The organism is Martinezella sp. CNPSo 3732 (assembly GCF_057784515.1).
Map to the genome: position 1 here is coordinate 24,240 of NZ_JBXSOO010000008.1, position 20,821 is coordinate 45,060.

The 20,821-nt window shown below is 59.6% G+C and carries 22 protein-coding genes; 17 read left to right on the forward strand and 5 right to left on the reverse strand.

Annotated features, from left to right (window positions below; all coding sequences use genetic code 11):
* Positions 1-81: 81 nt before the first annotated feature.
* The 13 genes from AC13RM_RS15715 (at position 82) to AC13RM_RS15775 (ending at position 12,636) form a co-directional block, all read left to right on the forward strand.
* Entirely contained in the window at positions 82-1,041 is a 960-nt protein-coding gene (locus tag AC13RM_RS15715) for a nucleoside hydrolase (RefSeq protein WP_285171508.1), read from the forward strand.
* A gap of 285 nt (positions 1,042-1,326) precedes the next feature.
* Positions 1,327-2,175 (forward strand): uroporphyrinogen-III C-methyltransferase, encoded by an 849-nt coding sequence (cobA, locus tag AC13RM_RS15720; protein WP_374817336.1) that lies wholly within the window; start codon positions 1,327-1,329, stop codon positions 2,173-2,175.
* A complete protein-coding gene (locus AC13RM_RS15725; RefSeq protein WP_488555254.1) occupies positions 2,172-3,479 on the forward strand; it encodes a cobyrinic acid a,c-diamide synthase CobB in 1,308 nt (435 codons plus the stop codon). Before cobA ends, AC13RM_RS15725 begins: the two co-directional genes overlap by 4 nt.
* Positions 3,476-4,474 (forward strand): threonine-phosphate decarboxylase CobD, encoded by a 999-nt coding sequence (gene cobD / locus AC13RM_RS15730; RefSeq protein ID WP_488555255.1) that lies wholly within the window; start codon positions 3,476-3,478, stop codon positions 4,472-4,474. The genes AC13RM_RS15725 and cobD overlap by 4 nt, the downstream gene beginning before the upstream one ends.
* Complete coding sequence (gene cbiB / locus AC13RM_RS15735) at positions 4,471-5,451, forward strand: adenosylcobinamide-phosphate synthase CbiB (RefSeq protein WP_488555256.1); 981 nt, start codon at positions 4,471-4,473, stop codon at positions 5,449-5,451. Before cobD ends, cbiB begins: the two co-directional genes overlap by 4 nt.
* A 118-nt stretch (positions 5,452-5,569) precedes the next feature.
* Complete coding sequence (locus tag AC13RM_RS15740) at positions 5,570-5,998, forward strand: L,D-transpeptidase (protein WP_488555257.1); 429 nt, start codon at positions 5,570-5,572, stop codon at positions 5,996-5,998.
* A gap of 207 nt (positions 5,999-6,205) precedes the next feature.
* On the forward strand, positions 6,206-6,484 hold the full coding sequence (locus AC13RM_RS15745; protein WP_069613139.1) for an acyl carrier protein: 279 nt from the start codon (positions 6,206-6,208) through the stop codon (positions 6,482-6,484).
* A gap of 122 nt (positions 6,485-6,606) precedes the next feature.
* On the forward strand, positions 6,607-7,080 hold the full coding sequence (locus AC13RM_RS15750) for a 3-hydroxyacyl-ACP dehydratase FabZ family protein (RefSeq protein WP_113230645.1): 474 nt from the start codon (positions 6,607-6,609) through the stop codon (positions 7,078-7,080).
* 43 nt (positions 7,081-7,123) lie between these two features.
* Complete coding sequence (locus AC13RM_RS15755) at positions 7,124-8,329, forward strand: beta-ketoacyl-ACP synthase (protein ID WP_488555258.1); 1,206 nt, start codon at positions 7,124-7,126, stop codon at positions 8,327-8,329.
* A gap of 10 nt (positions 8,330-8,339) precedes the next feature.
* Positions 8,340-9,620 carry a beta-ketoacyl-ACP synthase gene (locus AC13RM_RS15760; protein ID WP_285171523.1) on the forward strand — a complete coding sequence of 427 codons (1,281 nt, stop codon included), beginning with the start codon at positions 8,340-8,342 and terminating at the stop codon, positions 9,618-9,620.
* 54 nt (positions 9,621-9,674) lie between these two features.
* A complete protein-coding gene (locus tag AC13RM_RS15765; RefSeq protein ID WP_095435131.1) occupies positions 9,675-10,703 on the forward strand; it encodes a zinc-binding dehydrogenase in 1,029 nt (342 codons plus the stop codon).
* Positions 10,704-10,708: 5 nt separating this feature from the next.
* A complete protein-coding gene (locus tag AC13RM_RS15770; protein ID WP_488555259.1) occupies positions 10,709-11,641 on the forward strand; it encodes a lipid A biosynthesis lauroyl acyltransferase in 933 nt (310 codons plus the stop codon).
* Between the two features lie 272 nt (positions 11,642-11,913).
* Positions 11,914-12,636, forward strand: coding sequence for a PAS domain-containing protein (locus tag AC13RM_RS15775; protein ID WP_440478835.1), 723 nt, complete (start codon positions 11,914-11,916; stop codon positions 12,634-12,636).
* Positions 12,637-12,823: 187 nt separating this feature from the next.
* Here AC13RM_RS15775 and AC13RM_RS15780 read toward each other — a convergent pair whose 3' ends face one another.
* Both AC13RM_RS15780 and znuA read right to left on the reverse strand, forming a co-directional pair.
* Entirely contained in the window at positions 12,824-14,029 is a 1,206-nt protein-coding gene (locus AC13RM_RS15780; protein WP_488555260.1) for a GTP-binding protein, read from the reverse strand.
* An 82-nt stretch (positions 14,030-14,111) separates the two neighbouring features.
* Positions 14,112-15,086, reverse strand: coding sequence for a zinc ABC transporter substrate-binding protein ZnuA (gene znuA, locus AC13RM_RS15785; protein WP_113230652.1), 975 nt, complete (start codon positions 15,084-15,086; stop codon positions 14,112-14,114).
* 100 nt (positions 15,087-15,186) lie between these two features.
* On the opposite strand from znuA, the gene AC13RM_RS15790 reads away from it, so the two are divergent.
* From AC13RM_RS15790 to AC13RM_RS15800, 3 genes are read left to right on the forward strand one after another with little or no spacing between them, the layout of a single operon-like run.
* Positions 15,187-16,074 (forward strand): ATP-binding cassette domain-containing protein, encoded by an 888-nt coding sequence (locus AC13RM_RS15790; protein ID WP_162738124.1) that lies wholly within the window; start codon positions 15,187-15,189, stop codon positions 16,072-16,074.
* Positions 16,067-16,894, forward strand: a complete 828-nt coding sequence (znuB, locus tag AC13RM_RS15795; RefSeq protein ID WP_488555310.1) for a zinc ABC transporter permease subunit ZnuB — start codon at positions 16,067-16,069, stop codon at positions 16,892-16,894. The genes AC13RM_RS15790 and znuB overlap by 8 nt, the downstream gene beginning before the upstream one ends.
* Positions 16,891-17,289 carry a Fur family transcriptional regulator gene (locus AC13RM_RS15800; RefSeq protein WP_041677490.1) on the forward strand — a complete coding sequence of 133 codons (399 nt, stop codon included), beginning with the start codon at positions 16,891-16,893 and terminating at the stop codon, positions 17,287-17,289. The genes znuB and AC13RM_RS15800 overlap by 4 nt, the downstream gene beginning before the upstream one ends.
* 51 nt (positions 17,290-17,340) lie before the next feature.
* On the opposite strand, the gene AC13RM_RS15805 is transcribed toward AC13RM_RS15800, so the two are convergent.
* Together AC13RM_RS15805 and AC13RM_RS15810 are read right to left on the reverse strand one after the other, a co-directional pair.
* Positions 17,341-17,871, reverse strand: a complete 531-nt coding sequence (locus tag AC13RM_RS15805) for a gamma carbonic anhydrase family protein (RefSeq protein ID WP_488555261.1) — start codon at positions 17,869-17,871, stop codon at positions 17,341-17,343.
* 16 nt (positions 17,872-17,887) lie between these two features.
* Positions 17,888-18,583, reverse strand: a complete 696-nt coding sequence (locus AC13RM_RS15810; RefSeq protein ID WP_488555262.1) for a fumarylacetoacetate hydrolase family protein — start codon at positions 18,581-18,583, stop codon at positions 17,888-17,890.
* Positions 18,584-18,737: 154 nt separating this feature from the next.
* Between AC13RM_RS15810 and dusA the strand changes: the two genes are divergently transcribed.
* Positions 18,738-19,736, forward strand: a complete 999-nt coding sequence (dusA, locus tag AC13RM_RS15815) for a tRNA dihydrouridine(20/20a) synthase DusA (RefSeq protein ID WP_488555311.1) — start codon at positions 18,738-18,740, stop codon at positions 19,734-19,736.
* A gap of 593 nt (positions 19,737-20,329) precedes the next feature.
* Here the strand turns inward: dusA and AC13RM_RS15820 are convergent.
* A complete protein-coding gene (locus AC13RM_RS15820; protein ID WP_004109325.1) occupies positions 20,330-20,542 on the reverse strand; it encodes a cold-shock protein in 213 nt (70 codons plus the stop codon).
* Between the last annotated feature and the right edge of the window lie 279 nt (positions 20,543-20,821).

The following is a 20,821-nucleotide window of genomic DNA, read 5'->3' on the forward strand; positions in this document are numbered from 1 at the left end:
GCCGGTAGGTCAAGCGCTGGTCCCAAGCGAAGTAAATTTCCGGAAGATCAAGCTTATTCAATATGTTGGTAAGGAAAAATCATGCATAAGGTCATTTATGATACCGATCCTGGCGTCGATGACGCCATGGCGCTTCTCTTTCTGCATCGTCACCCGGGTATCGACCTTCTCGGCGTGACGACGGTTTTCGGCAATGCCTCCGTAGACACGACGACGCGTAACGCGCTGTTCCTGAAGCGCGAGTGGAATATTCCGTGTCCGGTCGCGCGAGGCGCCAGCGTTACCTTCGATTCTTCGCGGCACGAGCGCCCCTGGCCGACGATGGTTCACGGCCATAACGGTCTCGGCGATATCGACGTGCCTGAAACGATCGACCTGCCGACCGATCCGCGCCCCGCCTATCAATTCATCATCGACACGGTTCGCGCCCATCCGGGTGAGGTGACCCTAGTCGCCGTCGGCCGCATGACCAATCTCGCTTTGGCGCTGAAGCATGATCCCGAGATTGCCAAGCTCGTGAAGGGCGTGGTCATCATGGGGGGCAATTTCTATGTGCCGGGCAATGTTTCTCCCGTCGCTGAAGCCAATATTCACGGTGATCCGGAAGCTGCCGATTTCATCATGACGGCGGCCTGGAAAGTCGTCGTGGTCGGTCTCGATGTGACGTCGGTGACGACCATGAGCCGCGGCTATCTCGCTGATATGGCAAAAGCGGGCGGACCTTCGGTGCAGCTCCTGGCCGACCTGTCGCAGTCCTACATCGATTTCTACAAGCATGCGGTCGAAGACGGCATGATGGTCCACGACAGCTGCGCCTGCGTCTATATCGTGGCGCCCGAGCTGTTCGACACGATCGAGGGATCGATCCGCGTCGTCTGCGGCGGGATCGCCGATGGTCAGACTATTATCAAGCAGGACGGCCGCCGCTTTCCGCCGGGCGATTGGGATAATCTGCCCAGCCAGATCGCCTGCACCGGTATTCGCTCGCAGCAGGTTCTCGACCTGATCCGCGACGTGATTCTGGGCAAGGTACAGCATTAAACCCTGTGAAGGGGCGGCAACGCCCCTTCACAATTCGCTGAAGACCATTTTCCAGCTCTATCAAGAGCCTATTTGAGTGTCCGGAAATATCGAGTGCGGAGCGTCATGCGATTGGCAAACCCGATTTTCGTTTCCTGTCGTGGTTGGAAAAGCTCATAGCGTGCTGTCGCTCATGTCGAGGAGTTGCGTGACGTAATGTCCGCAATGGGAGCGATGTCGAACCGAGATCGCCTTATCCCGTTCTCAACATTGCAATTTCGCCCATCCGGGCATAGGACACATGGGATGAACGATATCGCTTTTTCCACTCTGCCGGCCCTGGAGCCGGGGTCGGTCTGGCTCGTTGGCGCCGGACCGGGCGATCCGGGGCTTTTGACCCTGCTGGCCGCCAAGGGGTTGGCCGAGGCAGATGTCATCGTGCACGACGCGCTCGTCAATGAAGATTGCCTAAAGCTCGCCCGTTCGGGCGCGGTGCTGGAATATGCCGGCAAGCGCGGCGGCAAGCCGTCGGCCAAGCAGCGGGACATTTCCCTGCGGCTAGTGGAACTGGCGCGGGCCGGCAAGCGCGTTCTGCGCCTCAAAGGCGGCGATCCCTTCGTTTTCGGACGCGGCGGCGAGGAGGCGCTGATGCTCGTTCAGCACGGCATTCCCTTCCGCATCGTGCCCGGCATCACGGCCGGAATCGGCGGTCTTGCCTATGCCGGTATTCCGGTTACCCATCGGGACGTCAACCATGCCGTTACCTTCCTGACCGGCCATGATTCGTCCGGCGTGGTGCCTGACGCCATTAATTGGGAGGCTATCGGCAAGGGATCGCCCGTTATCGTCATGTATATGGCGATGAAGCATATCGCGCAGATCAGCACGAATCTCATTGTCGCCGGCCGTTCGGCGGACGAACCTGTTGCCTTCGTCTGCAATGCGGCCACGCCCTCCCAGCAAGTGCTGGAGACGACGCTTGGGCGTGCGCCTGCCGATGTCGAAGCCTCTGGTCTCGAGCCGCCAGTCATCGTTGTCGTCGGCGAAGTGGTGAAACTGCGGCCATCGCTCGACTGGCTGGGCGCGCTTTCTGGTCGCACGCTGGTATCGCCGAGCGAAAGGCAGAGCGAGAGCGGACGCAAGGTGCCGGCATGAGCGGACTTCTGATCGCGGCACCCTCATCAGGCTCCGGCAAGACCACCTTCACGCTTGGTTTGCTGCGGGCATTGAGAAACAGGGGTGTTGCGATCGCACCTGGCAAGGCTGGACCCGATTATATCGATCCCGCATTTCACGCCGCGGCGGTTGGATCGCCCTGCCTCAATTTCGATCCCTGGGCGATGCGCGCCGAACTGATTTCAGCGAATGCCGCGCTTCATCGCGCCGGAGGGCGCATGCTTGTCATCGAGGGGATGATGGGGCTCTTCGATGGTGCTGCCGATGGTACGGGCACGCCCGCCGATCTTGCCGCTTTGCTCGGTCTTTCCGTCCTGCTCGTCGTCGACTGCTCGCGTATGTCGCAGTCTGTTGCGGCCATCGTCAGTGGCTTTGCCAATTTTCGCGCCGATATCCGCATTGCCGGCGTCGTTCTCAATCGTGTTGCCAGCGATAGGCACGAGAAAATGCTGCGTCAGGCGTTGAATGCGGCGCGGATGCCCGTCGTTGCCGTTATCCGCAGTGATGCAAGCCTAGCATTGCCAGAGCGGCATCTCGGTCTTGTGCAGGCGGGAGAGCATGGGGCACTTGAGCAATTTATCGAGGCGGCGGCAGAGGTCGTCTCGAAAGCCTGCGATTTCGATCTGCTCTTGCGGGCGGCGCAGCAGCATCTCGTTCGCACCTCCGCGGCCAATATTGCGCGGCTTATGCCCTTCGGCCAGCGCATTGCGGTGGCAAGAGATATCGCATTCGCCTTCTGCTATGAGCATATGCTGCTCGGCTGGAAGCGGCGCGGCGCGGAAATATCCTTCTTTTCTCCGCTCGCGGATGAAGTTCCCTCGGCTGATGCCGATGCCATCTATCTCCCGGGCGGCTATCCGGAATTGCACGCCGAAAAGCTTGCTGCCGCCCAGCATTTCAAGGATGGCGTGAAGGCGGCCGCGGCGCGCGGAGCACGCATCTATGGCGAGTGTGGCGGCTATATGGTGCTCGGCGAGGGGGTTGTGGATGCGGCAGGTACCCGCCATCAAATGCTCGGTCTTCTGCCAGTCGTTACCAGCTATGAGAAACGACAGCGCCATCTTGGCTATCGGCGCGTAATGCCGCTTGCTGGCTCCTTCTTCGACAAGCCGATGACGGCGCATGAGTTTCATTATTCGACCATCGTATCGGAAGGCGAGGCGGACCGCCTGTTTGCAGTCACGGATGCACTTAATGTCGATCTCGGTGCCGCCGGTCTGCAACGCGGCAATGTCGCCGGCTCCTACATGCACTTGATCGATCTAGCCGGTGAAGCCGCATGACCAACAGGATCGTCCACGGAGGCGGCATCACGGCTGCTGCGCGTCAGTATGGTGGGCGTCCGGAGGAATGGCTGGATCTATCGACCGGTATCAATCCCAATCCGGTGACATTACCGGAAATCCCCGTGGCGGCATGGCACAGGTTGCCTGACCAGCATTTGCAGGAGCGGGCGCGAGAAGCGGCGAGGAGCTATTACCGCAGCGGCGATATTCTGCCGCTGCCGGTTCCCGGCACGCAGTCCGTCATTCAATTGCTTCCAAGGCTCGTGAGTGACGGCAGCGTCGCGATCCTCTCGCCAACCTATGGCGAATATGCGCGCGCCTTCACGTTGGCCGGCCTGCAGGTTCGCCAGGTTTCGACCGTTGCCGAACTTACCGCCGATGACAGGCTGATCATTGCCGTCAATCCCAACAATCCTGATGGGCGGATGTTGCCCATCGACCAGTTGCGGGATTTGCATGACAGGCTACGGAGCCAAGGCGGGCTCCTTCTTGTCGACGAGGCCTTCGGCGATATGGAGCCGGCGGCGAGCGTGGCGCCTCTTGCCGCATCAATGCCGAATCTGATCATCTTCCGTTCGTTCGGAAAGTTTTTTGGCCTGGCCGGACTTCGGCTCGGGTTCGTGATTGCCGAGGCCGCGATCCTGACCCGTTTCGAGGATTGGCTCGGCCCTTGGGCGGTTTCCGGGCCGGCTCTTTCGATTGCTGCCTCCCTGATGGAAAGCGATACAAGCGCCATCCTAAACCGCATTCTTCAAAGGCATTCGGCGCTGCAGACGATTCTTCGCCGCGGAAAGCTGCAGGCTGCGGGAGGTACGGCGCTGTTTGCTCTTGTTGCAGACGACCGGGCCGAGGGCATATATACGCGTCTCTGCCGTCATCATATTCTCGTCCGCAAGTTCGATTACGCCCGCAATTGGCTGCGCTTCGGGCTTGCTCCGGATGAGGAAGCCGATCAAAGACTCGCCGGGGCACTAGAGGACTATTCGACATGACCGCCGACGAACATTTGCTCATTCTGGTCCTTGCCTTACTGCTTGACCGCTTCGTCGGTGATCCCGACTGGCTTTGGCAGCGCTTTCCGCATCCGGTCGTACTGTTCGGCAAGGCGATTTCGGCTTTCGATCAACGGTTCAATGCAAAGCATCTGCCGGGCGTGCTCCGTCGTCGTAATGGGCTGATGTCGATCGTCGCATTGCTGATGGGCGCTGCCATCGCTGGCTGGGCTATTCATGGATTTCTCGCCTTTTTCGGCTGGCTCGGCATATTGGTAGAGGCAGGATTGGTGGCGGTTTTCATGGCGCAGAAGAGCCTTGGCGATCACGTCGGCGAGGTATCGCGAGCGTTGCGCTCCGATGGTCTGGACGGCGGCCGTCTTGCCGTATCGCGCATCGTCGGCCGCGATCCCGAGACGCTGGATGAGCCGGGTATCTGCCGCGCGGCCATCGAAAGTCTTGCCGAGAATTTTTCCGACGGCGTCGTCGCGCCCGCCTTATGGTACGGGTTCTTCGGGCTTCCGGGCCTGTTTTTCTACAAGATGCTGAACACTGCCGATTCGATGATCGGGCACAAATCTGAGACTTATGTCGATTTCGGCCGGGCTGCCGCGCGTCTCGACGATATCGCCAACTGGCCGGCCGCGCGTCTCTCCATCCTGTTGATCGCCGCCGGCGCTCTGGTGAAGCGCGGAATCTCCGCGCTTGGAAATGCGATCCGCATCGCCGTCCGCGATGGTGGGCTGCACCGTTCGCCCAACTCTGGCCGGCCTGAGGCGGCTATGGCTGGCGCGCTCGATATTCAGCTTGCAGGTCCGCGAATCTATGGCGGTGAGCTCGTTCGCGAGCCGATGATCAACGGCTCCGGCCGCGATACTGCTACCGTCAACGATATCGAAGCCGGCATTTCCATATTCTATTCCGCCTGCACGATGCTGACGCTTCTCGCTTTCCTGGGTTTCCTGCTGCTCTTGTGAGTGTCTCTAAATTAAGCAATCGCTCACTATATGTATTAATTTGGTATAATCCGCATAGCGATAGAATCTCCCATCGTCTGAATTGCTTCATAAGGAAGCAAACAGTCGGAGGGGCAAGATGAAGCGTATCGTGTTCGCAGTAACGGCGTGCCTGTGCATTCAATTCCACACCGTTTCGGCCCAAGCCGGGACTGTTCTTGCAGTGGTCGATCTTCGATCGCAGACAATGACCGTTTCCGAGGATGGAGCTCTGAAGTATCGCTGGCGAGTGTCGACGGCGCGCAGGGGATATGTGACGCCGACCGGCTCCTACACGGCCAAATGGCTGTCCAGGGATCACCGCTCGAAGAAATATGACGATGCGCCGATGCCTTACGCTGTGTTCTTCAATGGCGGCTATGCCATTCACGGCACCTATGAGGTGCGGCGGCTCGGCCGGCCGGCATCGCATGGCTGCGTTCGGCTCGATACCCGCAATGCCGCCACCTTCTTTGCGATGGCGGCTGACGCCGGGCTTCACAATACGCGCATCGTGATTAGCGAATAGACTTGCTTCGTCGTTGCGGTTCGGCCGCAATGCTGCCATATCCCGCGTCCACGTCGAGCGCGATTTCACGGGTATGACGCGACCGTCATTTTGCTGTTTGCGCAACAGTGGCTTGCCAAATTGCCGGGGTTTCTGGTGGAAACCATTGGCTTTTGGAATGGATTTCCCTATGAGGGGGATGAATTATTATTTCAAGAGGTATGGGCAGTGACTGCTACATTTGACAAAGTTGCCGACATTATCGCTGAAACCAGCGAAATCGACCGTGACACCATCACCCCGGATAGCCACACGATCGACGACCTCGGCATCGACAGCCTGGACTTCCTGGATATCGTTTTCGCGATCGACAAGGAATTCGGCATCAAGATCCCGCTCGAGCAGTGGACGCAGGAAGTCAACGAAGGCAAGGTCTCGACCGAAGAGTACTTCGTGCTGAAGAATCTCTGTGCCAAGATCGATGAATTGCGCGCCGCCAAGGGCTGAGCAACATCCTTGCATTTTTTGACGCCCAGCCGCCTCTGAATATGGCGGCCGGGCGGTTTCATTCTTAAATAGCGTATCCCGCCCGCAGCATCTTGCCTTGCCGGGTTGGATCGGAGGCGTTGATGCTGCTGGAATATTTCCAGATGATCGACCGGATCGAATCCGTCGATCTGTCCAAGGGTCATTTGAAGGCTCGTTCCGTCGTTCCGGCGAAAAGCCCGGTCTTCGAGGGTCATTTCCCAGGCATGCCGCTCGTCCCCGGCGTTCTCCTTATCGAAACGATGGCGCAGGCCTCGGGCATGCTGGTGCTTGCGGCGACGAAATTCGCCTATATGCCTTTCCTGATGTCGGTCGATGGCGCCAAGATGCGGACTTTCGTGGAGCCGGAAGCCGAACTCGATATCGAAGCCGATCTCGAGCACGAGGGCTCGGGCTTCGCGGTCACCAAGGCGCGTATTACCATTGCTGGTAAGAAGGTTTGCGATGCGCAGTTGAAGCTGCGGACCATGCCGTTTAATGAGGTGCCGCTCGGCGATATCGTGCGCAAGCGGGCAGGCGAGGTCGGGCTTCTCGACGCCATCGCCGCCAACGGTTGATGCTGCCGGCTTGTTCGGCGCCGCATTCGAAGAGGATTGATGAATGAGCAAGGCTCAGAATGATGTGGTCATCACGGGTATCGGCATCGTTACCTGCCAAGGTGTTGGCAAGGACGCGCATGTCGCCCTGCTGAAGGCGGACAAAGCGCCGCCGACCATCGTCGAAACCGAGAAGTTCAAGCCCTATCCCGTGCATCCGCTGCCCGAAATCGACTGGTCGCAGCAGATTCCGAAGCGCGGCGATCAGCGGCAGATGGAAAACTGGCAGCGCATCGGCGTCTTCACGGCTGGATTGGCGCTTGACGATGCCGGCTTCAAGGATGATCTGGAAGCCTGCGGGACCATGGACATGATCGTTGCAGCCGGCGGCGGCGAGCGCGACACCAATGTCGATACGCTGATCGTCAACGAAGGCTTGAAGCGCAATGACCGCGAACTGCTGCTGAATGAGAAGCTGACGACCGAATTGCGGCCCACCTTGTTCCTGGCGCAGCTTTCCAACCTGCTTGCGGGCAATATCTCGATCGTCCACAAGGTGACGGGTTCGTCGCGCACCTTCATGGGTGAGGAAGCCTCTGGCATTTCCGCCGTCGAGACCGCGTTCCATCGCATCAAGTCGGGCGAGTCGAGCCATGCCCTGGTAGGCGGCGCATTTTCCGCCGAGCGCCTGGACATGATCCTGTTGATCGAGTCGATCAATGCGCATGCTATCGGTGACTGGCATCCTGTCTGGTCGCGCAAGCCGGAAGATGGCGGCGGAATGATCATGGGATCGCTCAGTGCCTTCCTCGTTCTTGAATCGCGTGCGCATGCCGAGGGTCGCGGCGCCCATATCTATGCGACCATCGATGCCGTCGAGGGTGATCGCGGCCGGCGCGACGAGGGTAAATTCGAGACACGGCTGGAGCGGATGCTCGCGCCAGCCAAGCAGACACCCGGCGATGCGACCGTCGTCTTTTCCGGCACGACGGCGATCCCCGATCTCGCCCAGCGCGAAAAAGCGGTACTCGATGCGCAGCTTCCGGGCTCGGCCATTCGCGCCTATTCCGGCGTTTCCGGCCACGGGCTCGAAAGCCAATTCCCGCTCGGACTCGCCTTCGCGGCATTGGCCGTCGCCAACCAGGCCAAGGTGCCGCCATTCGACGCTACGCATGAAAAGCCGATGACGGCGGGTGCCCGCAAGGCCGTGGTCACGACCGTCGGCCATGTGCGCGGCGAAGGCATTGCCGTATTGTCAGCTGAAGCGTGAGGAACAGGATATGACCGCTTACAAGGATCATCTCGGACGCCCGATCGTTGCCGTTACCGGCATGGGGATCATCACGTCGCTGGGGCAGGGCCTGCAGGACAATTGGAATGCATTGTCGTCTGGCACTTCCGGCATCCACGGCATCACCCGTTTTCCGACGGACGGGCTTTCGACGCGCATCGCCGGCACCGTGGATTTCATCGATATCCCCGTTCCGAACGCCGTCGAGCGCTCCTACGCGTTCGCCCGCGAAACGACCATCGAGGCCCTGGCCCAAGCCGGCATTTCCGGTGATTTCGATGCCCCGCTTTTCCTGGCCGCACCGCCGATCGAACCCGAATGGAGTGCCCGCTTTGAGCTGGCCGACCGTTCTCCTCCGGCAGATCATGAAGGGGACGCGTATGAACGCTTCCTTGCCGCCATGCGTCAGCGTCCCGATCCTGCCTTCCATGAAGCGGCTCTTTTCGGCGCCATTTCCGAGCGGCTTGCCGACCGTTTCGGCACGCGCGGCCTGCCGGTGACACTGTCGACAGCCTGTGCATCGGGCGTGACCGCCATCCAGCTCGGTATCGAGGCGATCCGCCAGGGGCGCACGACGCGGGCACTGACCGTCGCGACCGATGGTTCGCTCAGCGCCGAGGCGCTGATCCGCTTCTCGCTGCTGTCGGCGTTGTCGACGCAGAACGATCCGCCGACCAAGGCCTCCAAGCCCTTCAGCAAGGACCGCGACGGCTTCGTCATCGCCGAAGGGGCGGCGACGCTGGTGCTGGAATCGTTGGAGGCGGCAGTTGCGCGTGGTGCGAAGATCCTAGGGATCATGAAGGGCGCCGGCGATAAGGCTGATTCCTTCCACCGCACGCGGTCTTCGCCAGACGGCGGTCCGGCGATCGCTACGATCCGCGCAGCACTTGCCGATGCCGGTATGGCCGAGACCGATATCGGCTACATCAACGCTCACGGCACTTCGACGCCGGAAAATGACAAGATGGAATATGGCGCGATGTCCGCCGTGTTCGGCGAACGGCTTCCGAGCATTCCGGTTTCCTCGAACAAGTCAATGATCGGCCATACGCTGACGGCGGCGGGTGCAGTCGAGGCGGTGTTCTCGCTGCAGACGATGCTGACCGGCACGTTGCCGCCGACCATCAACTACAACAATCCGGACCCGTCGATCATTCTCGACGTGGTACCGAACAAGAAGCGTGAAAAGCAGGTGAATGCCGTTCTTTCGAACTCTTTCGGGTTCGGTGGTCAGAATGCCAGCCTTGTCATGGCGCTTGAACCGGCTTAATCGGACTTCTGAAAAACAGAATACAACTGCGCCCGAGAGGCGAGGGACTTTGCCATGCGTGCTTTGCAACTGATCGACGACCGCAAACTTGAGATCACCGATCTGCCAGAGCCGGAGGCGCCTGGTGCGGGTGAGGTGACCTTGCGCGTCAAGGCTGTCGCTCTCAATCACATCGACGTCTGGGGCTGGCGCGGCATGGCATTTGCCAAGCGCAAGATGCCGCTGGTCATCGGCGCGGAGGCTGCCGGCGTGGTCGAAGCGATCGGGCCGGGCGTTGCCAATGTCCTGCCGGGTCAGCTGGTGTCGATCTACGGCGCACGCACCTGCGGCCTCTGCCGCCATTGCCGCGAGGGGCGCGACAACCTCTGCGAACATGTCGGCGGCGTGCATGGTTTCCATCTCGATGGCTTCGCGCAGGAGAAGGTCAATCTGCCGGCTCGCCTGCTTGTTCCGGCGCCTCCCGGTGTCGATGCGGTGGGTGCAGCGCTTGCCCCGGTGACTTTCGGTACCGTCGAGCACATGCTGTTCGACAACGCCAAGCTGGAGCCCGGTGAAACGATCCTCGTTCATGCCGGCGGTTCGGGCATCGGCACGGCCGCCATCCAGCTTGCCAAGAAGATCGGCTGCACGGTCATCACCACGGTCGGCTCCGATGACAAGATCGAGAAGGCCAAGGCGCTTGGCGCCGATCACGTCATCAATTATCGCACAGACCGCTTCGAAGGCGTCGTGCGCAAGCTGACGAAGAAGAAGGGTGTCGACGTGGTCTTCGAGCATGTCGGTAAGGATACCTGGGCCGGCTCCATGCTTTGCATGAAGCGCGGCGGACGTCTCGTCACCTGCGGTTCGACATCGGGCGTTTCGACCGAAATGAACCTGATGATGCTGTTCCAGCAGCAGCTGAAGCTCCTCGGCTCCTTCGGCTGCCGCATGGAGAACATGGCCAATGCCATGCAAAAGATGGCGCGCGGCCTCGTTCATCCCGTAATCGATACCGAAGTCGGCTTCAATGACATCGATCGGGCGCTGGAGCGGATGGAATCGCGCCAGATCTTCGGCAAGATCATCCTGAAGATGGACTGAACCGCGTGAAGCTTTTCATCACCCGGATTGTCCTTGCGCTCAGAAATTTCCAGCAGTGGCTGGTGGCGCAGATCATTTTCGGTTTCCTCAATTTCCTGAAACTGTTTCCGGCGGATGCAGGCATCAACTTTGCCGACTGGCTGACCCGCAAGATCGGTCCGCGCATGCGCCGGCATCAATTGATGCTGACCAACCTGCGCAATGCCTTTCCGGAAAAGAGCGAGGCGGAGATCGATGAGATCGCGCGCGCAAGTTGGGGCAATATGGGCCGTCTGGCGGCTGAATACGTCTTTCTCGACCGGCTTTTCGACTTCGATCCCTTTAGCGACAAGCCAGGTCGCATCGAAGTTTTCGGTATTCCGATCTTTCTCGATCTCAGGGACAATCCGCGCCCGTTCATCGTCTTTACCGGCCATACCGGCAATTTCGAACTACTGCCGGTCGCGGGCGCTGCCTTCGGACTGACCGTGACCGTGCTATTCCGGCCGCCGAACAATCCCTATGTCGCTCAGAAGGTCTTCGACTTTCGCGCCAAGCGCATGGGCAATCTCGTGCCCTCCCACGCCGGGTCATCTTTCGCGCTTGCCAGGGAGCTGGAGGCAGGGCGCGGCGTCGGGGTGCTGGTCGACCAGAAATTCCGCAAGGGCTTGAAAACGTTATTCTTCGGCCGGGACGTAAAGACGAATCCGCTGCTGCCGAAGCTGGTGCGCCAGTTCAATTGCGAGGTCTATCCGGCCCGCTGCATCCGCTTGCCCGGCAATCGATACCGGCTGGAGATCGAGCCGAAGCTTGAAATGCCGCGCAACGAAGCCGGCGGTCTCGATCTGACCGCAACGGCGCAGATGCTGAACGACAAGGTCGAGAGCTGGGTGCGGGAAAACCCCGAGCAATGGCTCTGGTATCATGACCGCTGGAATATCAAGAAGAGCGTTTTCTAGGTATCCATTCCGGTGCGTTGCCGATAGTTCTGCATGTATAGTTGCATCCGGTCTTCGTGCAGTCATTACGCCCAGTAAGCCTTGCATTTCAGAAAGTTCTCCTTTCCCGAGAACTTCCGCTCATCTGGATTGAAAGTGGGGGTAAGTCATGTTAATTCACAATGTAGAAAGTTTGGTGAGAAAGCGGACACCAAGCTGAATATCCTTGGGCATGGCAACGCCGGGAAACGAGGCCCCTGCGTCCTGTTATGTTCTGGGACAGGAGGGCAATTTTGCTGGCACTCTTTCATGCCTTCTCCACGAAATGTAACCAGATTCAGCGTGCGATAAAACTTGGCGATGATGAGCTTGTAGCGTCACTTGATCGCGAATTGGAGCCACTTATCGCGGCTATCCTGGCCTATAAGGCCACGAGTCTGCTTGAAATTTACATGCAGCTCCAGTTCATGAACAATCTAATCCGGGAAGAATCGGACGATCGCTCGCGCGTCATGCGCAACTCCGCATCGCTGTCGGTGCTGATCGATCGCTATTTCGGCGGTGCAAATGAAGCAGCGGGCGAAGTTCTTAGGGCGTTTTCAAGCGAGAAAATCGATCGGGACGATGCGTTCGGCCTCGAAGAAAGCAGCGTTCTGAACGATGTCATTCTGGACAGCCTGCCGGATCGCGTTGCCGTCGTAACGCGGGACTATCGTTACCTCTACAGCAACGCCGCCAATTCGGAGTTTCTGAAGTCGAAGCCGATGGAACTCGTAGGACGCCACATCTCGGAATTCGTCGGTGCGGAAGATTTCGAAAGCAGCCTCAAGGCGAAGCTTGATGCCTGCTTTACCGGGGAGAAGGCGGAGTGCCTTTATCCCTCCTATCGTCAGATCGAATCTGGCAAGGTATTTCACTGCACCATGACGCCGTTGCGTGCAAAGGCGGACGTGATCGGCGCACTGCTCGTCATGCACGAGATCATCGCCGTTCCTGCAGGCATGCTGGTGGCCTGAACTCGCGTTCAGGCCCCAAACAACAGTTTTCCAATCATGTCGGGCATTGGGCGAAGGTGAGCTTCGCTTGATTTCACGCTGTCTCGGTCCGTTTCGATCGTATCGGACCGCGATTTATCGTTCGCCTGTTCGTTATCGCCGCTGCATTCGAAGCAGTGGCAGCGGAACCGGACCCCTTTCGGCTGTTTCATGCCGGCAGCCTGTTCCAGCTTGCAAAAGGATCGGGCAGATCTCGCCAGCGCTCAGGCGTGAAGCGGTCCGCCTTGACGAGGCAGGCATCCAGTTCGGCGGTAATCTGTTTTTCGCTCATCGGATCGGCGCCGATGAACACCAGCTCTTGGCGGCGGTCCCCCCAGATGGGATCGAGATAGGGTGCCAGCGCCCGCTGGAAGCCAGGATCGCGCGGCCATTGATCCTGCGGCACGGCCGCCCACCAGAGGCCCATCTTGCTCGTGCGGACGAGCGCACCCGCCTGGCTCATTTCGCCGACAAAGTAGGGTCGGGTCGCGAGCCAGAAGAAGCCCTTGGCCCTGACTACGCCCGGCCATGACCGATTGAGAAATGCTTGGAATTTAATAGGATCGAACGGTTTCTTCGCGCGATAGACGAAGGAGCGGATGCCATATTCCTCCGTTTCCGGAACGTGATCCTTGAAGCCGTGCAATTCCTTGTACCAGAGCGGATGGGTTTCGGCTCTATCAATGTCGAAGCGTCCCGTGCCGAGAACCTCCACCGGTTCGACCGCACCGAAATCCGCCTCGATGAGACGCGCATCGGGATTGAGGCCGACGATGATCTTGCGCGCGGCATCGCGTTGTTCAGCCGTTGCCGAACCAACCTTGTTGAGAATGACGACATCGGCAAATTCGATCTGCTCGACCAGCAGGTCGACGATGGTCCGGTTGTCGCCGTCGCCGGCGGTTTCGCCTCGATCGGCAAGGAAATCCGTCGATCCGTAGTCGGCGAGAAGATTGGCGGCATCGACGACGGTCACCATCGTGTCGAGCCGGGCAACGTCGGAAAGACTGCTGCCATCCTCGTCGCGGAACTCAAAGGTGGTGGCGACGGGCAGGGGCTCGGCGATGCCTGTGGATTCGATCAGCAGATAATCGAAGCGGTCTTGCTTTGCGAGTTGGCGGACTTCCTTCAGCAGGTCGTCGCGCAGCGTGCAACAGATGCAGCCATTGGTCATCTCGACGAGCTGTTCCTCCGTGCGGGAGAGATTGGCGCCGCCATCGCGCACCAGCGCCGCATCAATGTTGACCTCGCTCATGTCGTTGACGATGACGGCAACGCGCAAGCCCTCGCGGTTGTTGAGGATATGGTTGAGCAGCGTCGTCTTGCCGGCGCCGAGAAAACCGGAGAGAACGGTAACCGGGAGCTTCTTGTTCATGACAGCTTCCTTTGTAATGTAATATCATCACATATGTTGCGATGAAAAAAGCGAGCAGTATGCCCGCTTTCTTCGGTGATGTTCAGCCTTGCGCTGAAAGGCAGGTTTTCAGGGAGCTCGCAATGCCGCGCATTAGATCGAAATAGAGATCTGGCCCCTGCGGCAATGTTGAAGCTTCCGGGTCCAGGACACCAGATTTTGCCGTCGTGCCTTCCAGCACCACATTGACCAGCTTCGGTTCGAATTGCGGCTCGGCAAAGACGCAGGTCGCGCCGAGATCGGCGACCTTGCTGTGGATCTCGGCGACGCGCTGCGCGCCCGGAATGGTTTCCGGGCTGACCGTGATCGAGCCTGAGACGCGTACGCCATAACGGTGCTCGAAATACTGGTAGGCATCGTGAAAGACGATGAAGGGCTTGTCCTTAACTGGAGCGAGCGTCGAAGCGATTTCCGTATCGAGCGCATCAAGCTTGTCGTTCAGAGCTTTCTGGTTCGCTTGATAGGTCAGGGCGTTGACGGGGTCCGCCGCGACCAGGGAAGTGGTGATCTCGGAGACCATTGCCTTAGCATTGTGCGGATCGAGCCAGAGGTGAGTGTCGAACTCGCCGTGGTCATGATCGCGCCCATGGGCGTGATCGTCGCTGGCCTCATGCTCGTCGCCATCGTCATGCGGTTCGAAGGCGCCGCCTTCGCGGAACTTGAGTTTGGTAATGCCGGGCGCATCGTCAAGCTCGACGACGGTTGCGTTGGTACCGAGTGCGGCAAGCGGCTTCTGCAGAAAGGCTTCCATGCCCGGCCCAACCCAGAAGACCAATTTAGCCTCCTGAAGGCTGCGTGCATTCGAAGGCTTGAACGCGTAGGTATGCGGCGAAGCAGCACCATCGACGATCAGATCCGGCGTGCCGACGCCTTGCATGACGGCGGCGACTAACGAGTGGATCGGCTTGATGGAAACGACGACTTTCGGCACATCGGCTGCAGTTGCGGTCGTGCTGACGAGCAGGCCGGAAAGGAGAAGGGAGGCCGCGACGGGAAGAAGAGTTTTTGCTGCGTTCATGCCAGAAATGCCCTTGAATGGGTCTGTTATGTTATTACATCAATTGCGTTATGCTATAACGTGTGCGATAGCATGGCGCAATAGTGCAATTGGAAATTTCATGCTTTCTTCCATCGACAGCAAGAGCCGGCCACTGGTGTCGCTCCATGATGTCGGCGTCCGTCGCGACGGCCGCTGGCTGGTGCGCGGCGTCGATTTCTCCGTCAGTCGCGGCGAGATCGTCACCTTGATCGGCCCGAACGGTTCCGGGAAGTCGACCAGCGCCAAGACGGCGATCGGCGTGCTGAAGCCGGACGAAGGGCGCGTGGAGCGCATTGCCAATCTGAAGGTCGGCTATGTCCCGCAGAAGCTTGCCATCGATTGGACCCTGCCGCTCAGCGTGCAGCGATTGATGACTCTGACGGTACCTTTGGCGGAGCGCGAGCTGGTCGCGGCGCTGGAGGCAGTCGGCATAGGGCATCTCGCGAAAGCTGAGGTACAGCATCTTTCCGGCGGTGAATTCCAGCGAGCGCTTTTGGCGCGCGCCATCGCCCGCAAGCCCGATCTCCTCGTGCTAGACGAGCCCGTGCAGGGGGTCGATTTCAGCGGTGAGATCGCACTTTACGATCTCATCAAGTCCATCCGCAATTCGCAAGGCTGCGGTATCCTGCTGATTTCACACGATCTGCATGTCGTCATGGCGGCGACGGATACGGTGGTTTGCCTGAATGGCCATGTCTGCTGCCGCGGCACGCCGCAGACCGTCAGCCAGAGCCCGGAATATGTGAAGCTGTTCGGTACGCGGGCGGCACAATCGCTGGCGATCTACAGCCACCGTCACGACCATACGCATCTGCCGGATGGTCGTGTGCAGCATGCGGACGGTTCGATTACGGACCATTGCCATGCCGATGATGGCCATCACCATCATGAGCATAGCGATCATGACCACGATCACGACGATCATCGTCATGGCCATGACCATGCCGAGGGAGAGCGCCATGTTTGACGATTTCTTCCTGCGCGCCGTCGTGGCCGGGGTCGGGCTGGCGCTGACGACCGGGCCGCTCGGCTGCTTCATCATCTGGCGGCGCATGGCCTATTTCGGCGACACGATCTCGCATTCGGCACTGCTTGGCGTGGCGCTGTCGCTGCTCTTCCAGCTCAATCTGACACTCTCCGTCTTCGCGGTTGCAGCTCTCGTGTCGATCCTGCTGCTCTTCCTGCAGCGGCGGCAGGCGCTTTCGGCGGATGCGCTGCTCGGCATTCTCTCGCATGCGACGCTCGCGATCGGCCTGGTCATCGTCGCCTTCATGAGTTGGGTGCGGATCGATCTCATAGCCTTCCTCTTCGGCGACATTCTGGCCGTCAGCCAGTCCGATATCGCGGTGATCTGGGGCGGCGGCATTCTCGTTCTTGCGGCGATTGCCTGGCTCTGGCGGCCGTTGCTGGCCTCGACCGTCAATCCCGAGCTCGCCGAGGCGGAAGGATTGCGGCCGGAGCGCGCGAGGCTGCTTTTCATGCTACTGATGGCCGTGGTGATCGCAATCGCCATGAAGATCGTCGGTATTTTGCTTATCACTGCGCTGCTGATCATTCCCGCTGCCACAGCGCGCCGCTTTGCCGCCACTCCGGAAACGATGGCGGTTTTCGCCTCATTGCTCGGCGCCATCGCCGTTGTCGGCGGGCTTTTCGGGTCGCTGCGCTATGACACGCCGTCCGGCCCGTCGATCGTGGTTGCGGCGCTCGTTCTATTTATCTTCAGTCTGCTGCCCCTCGTTCGCAGGAGCGGCACGCCAGCAGCGCAACAGAGAGGACAGTCATCATGACCACTCCGATGCTCACCAAGAACCAGTCTCTCGTTTTCGATATCCTGACCAAGGCGGAAGCACCGCTCAGCGCCTATACCATTCTCGATAAGCTGCGCGATCAGGGTTTCCGCGCACCGCTGCAGGTTTACCGGGCGCTCGACAAGCTGCTCGAATATGGCGTGGTGCATCGGCTCGAGAGCATCAATTCCTTTGTCGCCTGCGCCCATCCCAACGAGGATTGCCATAGCCATGGCCTCGTCGCCTTCGCCATCTGCGAAAGCTGCGGCCAGGTAATCGAGTTCCACGATCACGAGGTGGATCATCGGCTGATGGACTGGCTGAAATCGCAAAAGTTCAAGGCAGAGAAGTCGACCATCGAAATTCGCGGTCATTGCGCCAATTGCGCGGCTTGAGCCACGGGCCGCACCGCATTCCGTGCCCTGTCAATTATTTATGAGAAAATTCTAATCTAATATTTTAAGATCACGTGCGAAGCGCTGCCAGTTGGCGACATAATGCTGGGCGGAACGGCGCAGGCCTTCGATTGCGCCTTCGTCCAGTGTGCGAATGGCTCTTGCCGGTGCGCCGACGATCAGGGAACCATCCGGAAATTCCTTTCCTTCGGTGACGAGCGCATTGGCGCCGACGAGGCAATTATTGCCGATCTTCGCGCCGTTCAGGATCGTTGCGCCCATGCCGATCAAGGAGTTGTTGCCGATGGTGCAGCCGTGAATGATGGCATGATGGCCGATGGTGCAGCCTTCGCCGATCGAAACAGGAAAGGCCGGATCGGTGTGGATCATGGTGCCTTCCTGAATATTCGTCGCCTTGCCTATGGCGATCAGTTCATTGTCGCCGCGCAGGACCGAGCCGAACCAGATGCCGACATCCTCGCCGATCTCGACCTTGCCGATGACGCTGGCATCCGGCGCGATCCAGTATCGATCCGGACCGGGCGTTTTCGGTGTCAGGCCGGCGAGGGCATAGAGCGGCATGGTCGATCCTCCTCGATCAAACGACGTTCAGGACAAGATTGGCGACGCCATCGACGGCGCAGCTGATCCGGTCACCGCGCGCGACAGGGCCGACGCCGGCCGGCGTGCCGGTCATGATAATATCGCCCGGGGCCAGCGTGAACAGCTTGGAGAGTTCGGCGATGATCTCAGGCACCTTCCAGATCATCTGTGAAAGGTCGCCTCTTTGTGCGGCCTCGCCATTGCGCATCAGCCAGATGCCGCCCTTGTCGGGATGGCCGACGCGGGTGGCCGGAGCCAATGCGGAGACGGGGGCCGAATGATCGAAGGCCTTGCCGATTTCCCAGGGGCGGCCGAGCTTCTTGGCCTCACCCTGCAGGTCACGGCGGGTGAAATCGATGCCGACGCCATAGCCATAGACGCAATCCAGTGCCTGTTCGACCGGGATGTCCGCGCCACCGCCGCGCAGCGCCACGACAAGCTCCACTTCGTGGTGCACGTCCGACGATAGCGAGGGATAGGGGAAATCGCTCGAGACAAGCAGATTGTCCGGGTTCTTCTGGAAGAAGAAAGGCGGTTCGCGGGTAGGGTCATGACCCATCTCGATGGCGTGGTCGGCATAGTTGCGGCCGACGCAATAGACACGGCGCACGGGGAAGAACTCGGTCTCACCTTCGATCGGCAGAAGGACAGGGGCAGGTGGCGGAATGACTGTCGTTAGTGGGGCGTTCATATGCGCTTTCGAAACTTTCATCTTTTTCAGAGGGCTGCTGCCGTCCGACTCCGTCGAGCAAGCTAGCATTATTGTTACAGCCGCGAAAACTGGCCTTTTTGAGGGATTTGGTGTAGAGCGCGGATCAGAAAGGTTTCCCATGTATAGCGACGCCCTGAAAACTGGCCGCAAGATCTTTGCGGTTGCCCCCATGATCGACTGGACGGATCGCCATTGCAGATACTTGCATCGGCAGATCAGCCGGCATGCATTGCTCTATACCGAGATGGTGGTGGCCGATGCGATCATTCATGGGCCGCGCGACCGGTTGCTCGGGCATGATGCCGCTGAACATCCCGTCGCGCTGCAGCTCGGCGGTTCCGATCCGGCCAAGCTTGCCGAGGCGCTGCGGATCGCCGAAGCCTATAACTACGACGAAATCAACCTCAACGTCGGCTGTCCCTCGGATCGGGTACAGTCAGGCACCTTCGGCGCTTGCCTGATGCTAACGCCGGAGACGGTCGCATCGTGCGTTGCCGCCATGAAGGCCGTATCGAAGGCGCCTGTTACCGTGAAATGTCGGATCGGCGTCGATGAGCAGGAGCCGGAAGAGGCTTTGCCGGAGCTGATGACGCGCGTGCTCGATGCCGGCGCCGATGCGATCTGGATCCATGCCCGCAAGGCTTGGCTAAAGGGCCTGTCGCCCAAGGAAAACCGCGAGATCCCACCGCTGGACTATGATATCGTCTATCGCATGAAGAGCCGTTGGCCCGATGTGTTCATCGGCATCAATGGCGGCATTCAGACGTTGGATCAAGCCGAAGCGCATTTGGCCCATGTCGACGGCGTCATGCTCGGTCGCGCCGCCTATCAGAATGCCGCCATTCTCGCTGACGTCGACCATCGCTTCTTTGGCCAACCGGCTGCCGAGGCCGACTGGAACGGACTGCGCGACCGGATGATGGACTATGTGGAGCGCCACATCGCCAATGGCGGTCGTCTGCAGCATGTTGCACGCCACATGGTCGGCCTCTTCACCGGCTTGCCGGGCTCGCGCCGCTATCGCCAGATCCTTTCCACCGATGCCAACAAGCCGGGGGCCGGGCCGGAGGTGATTGCGGCCGCTTTCGCCGCGGTGGATTTTGGCGTGGATTCGGAGCGGGTCAGCGCTTGATGGGGCTCCACGCGCCCTCGTGGTTCAAGGGCAGCTTTTGCTCCCACCCTGGGACAGAGCAATCGCATATGGACAGGTTAGCCCCTCATCCGTCCTCTCACAGTTTCGCTTCGCTTAACTGTTCGAGTCCACCTTCTCCCCGCATGCGGGGCGAAGGGGTTTGACGGGATCGCTCCCTCTCCCCGTCAAAACGGGGAGAGGGCTGGGGTGAGGGGCACTTTCTATTTTTATGCAATGGCCCTTGCCTCCAGGGGTAAGGAAGCAGTTTGATGTCAAAAGATCTCCTCACTCCCGTCATCCTCGGGCTCGACCCGAGGATCCACGCCCAAGCACGTGGGCGTGTCTAAATCGACAGAAGTGCTGGTTTCGCTTTGGGAGCCTATCCCTTTTCGCCAGAGGAGGCAGTGGGGCTCGTGCCTGGATCCTCGGGTCAAGCCCGAGGATGACGGAATGTTGGGATGCTCCGGGGCAGGCCACGGACTTGCGGTAAGTGCATAGCCTGCTTCAGGACGAGGACGCGATCCTCACATACGAAAAACGGCGCGGTTTGCACCGCGCCGTCCGAAAACCTTATTCAGGCAGTCACCCGGGGCTTAGTTAGCCTGGATGTTGACAGCCTTCGGGCCCTTGCCCATGCGATCCGGCTCGGTGTCGAAAGTGACCTGCTGGCCTTCGCGCAGAGACTGGATGCCGGAAGCCTGAAGAGCGGAGATGTGGACGAAAACGTCCTTCGCGCCGCCGTCAGGAGTGATGAAACCAAAACCCTTGTCCTGGTTGAAGAATTTTACGGTGCCCTTGGTGGCCATGGGGGATAGTCCTTTACCCATCAGTCTTAGTTTATCCGGATGAACCCGGACGGCTTTGCTTCCGCAACATGCGAAAGCCAGTCGAGAAGTTCACGTACGGGGAAAGAACGTCTGCGCGGGTCAGAAGACCCAACCGCTGCCTGCCGCAAGCGGATCACCAAATCAGTCCAGTCACCGGCATGCAAATGCCCGAGCATGCATATGGGTGACAGGGTTTTCAGAAAAAGGCAAGGGGCAATATCGGGGCAGGGTGGGAAACGGGTAGGATAGGGTGGGGAA

Coding starts and splice junctions, on each gene's coding strand:
- AC13RM_RS15760 (WP_285171523.1), top strand. CDS start 8,340: ATGACCGCTTACAAGGATCATCTCGGACGCCCGATCGTTGCCGTTACC.
- AC13RM_RS15800 (WP_041677490.1), top strand. CDS start 16,891: ATGACCACTCCGATGCTCACCAAGAACCAGTCTCTCGTTTTCGATATC.
- znuB (WP_488555310.1), top strand. CDS start 16,067: ATGTTTGACGATTTCTTCCTGCGCGCCGTCGTGGCCGGGGTCGGGCTG.
- AC13RM_RS15820 (WP_004109325.1), bottom strand. CDS start 20,542: ATGGCCACCAAGGGCACCGTAAAATTCTTCAACCAGGACAAGGGTTTT.
- AC13RM_RS15750 (WP_113230645.1), top strand. CDS start 6,607: ATGCTGCTGGAATATTTCCAGATGATCGACCGGATCGAATCCGTCGAT.
- AC13RM_RS15740 (WP_488555257.1), top strand. CDS start 5,570: ATGAAGCGTATCGTGTTCGCAGTAACGGCGTGCCTGTGCATTCAATTC.
- AC13RM_RS15810 (WP_488555262.1), bottom strand. CDS start 18,583: ATGAACGCCCCACTAACGACAGTCATTCCGCCACCTGCCCCTGTCCTT.
- cobA (WP_374817336.1), top strand. CDS start 1,327: ATGAACGATATCGCTTTTTCCACTCTGCCGGCCCTGGAGCCGGGGTCG.
- znuA (WP_113230652.1), bottom strand. CDS start 15,086: ATGAACGCAGCAAAAACTCTTCTTCCCGTCGCGGCCTCCCTTCTCCTT.
- AC13RM_RS15805 (WP_488555261.1), bottom strand. CDS start 17,871: ATGCCGCTCTATGCCCTCGCCGGCCTGACACCGAAAACGCCCGGTCCG.
- AC13RM_RS15790 (WP_162738124.1), top strand. CDS start 15,187: ATGCTTTCTTCCATCGACAGCAAGAGCCGGCCACTGGTGTCGCTCCAT.
- AC13RM_RS15725 (WP_488555254.1), top strand. CDS start 2,172: ATGAGCGGACTTCTGATCGCGGCACCCTCATCAGGCTCCGGCAAGACC.
- AC13RM_RS15780 (WP_488555260.1), bottom strand. CDS start 14,029: ATGAACAAGAAGCTCCCGGTTACCGTTCTCTCCGGTTTTCTCGGCGCC.
- cbiB (WP_488555256.1), top strand. CDS start 4,471: ATGACCGCCGACGAACATTTGCTCATTCTGGTCCTTGCCTTACTGCTT.
- AC13RM_RS15715 (WP_285171508.1), top strand. CDS start 82: ATGCATAAGGTCATTTATGATACCGATCCTGGCGTCGATGACGCCATG.
- AC13RM_RS15755 (WP_488555258.1), top strand. CDS start 7,124: ATGAGCAAGGCTCAGAATGATGTGGTCATCACGGGTATCGGCATCGTT.
- cobD (WP_488555255.1), top strand. CDS start 3,476: ATGACCAACAGGATCGTCCACGGAGGCGGCATCACGGCTGCTGCGCGT.
- AC13RM_RS15765 (WP_095435131.1), top strand. CDS start 9,675: ATGCGTGCTTTGCAACTGATCGACGACCGCAAACTTGAGATCACCGAT.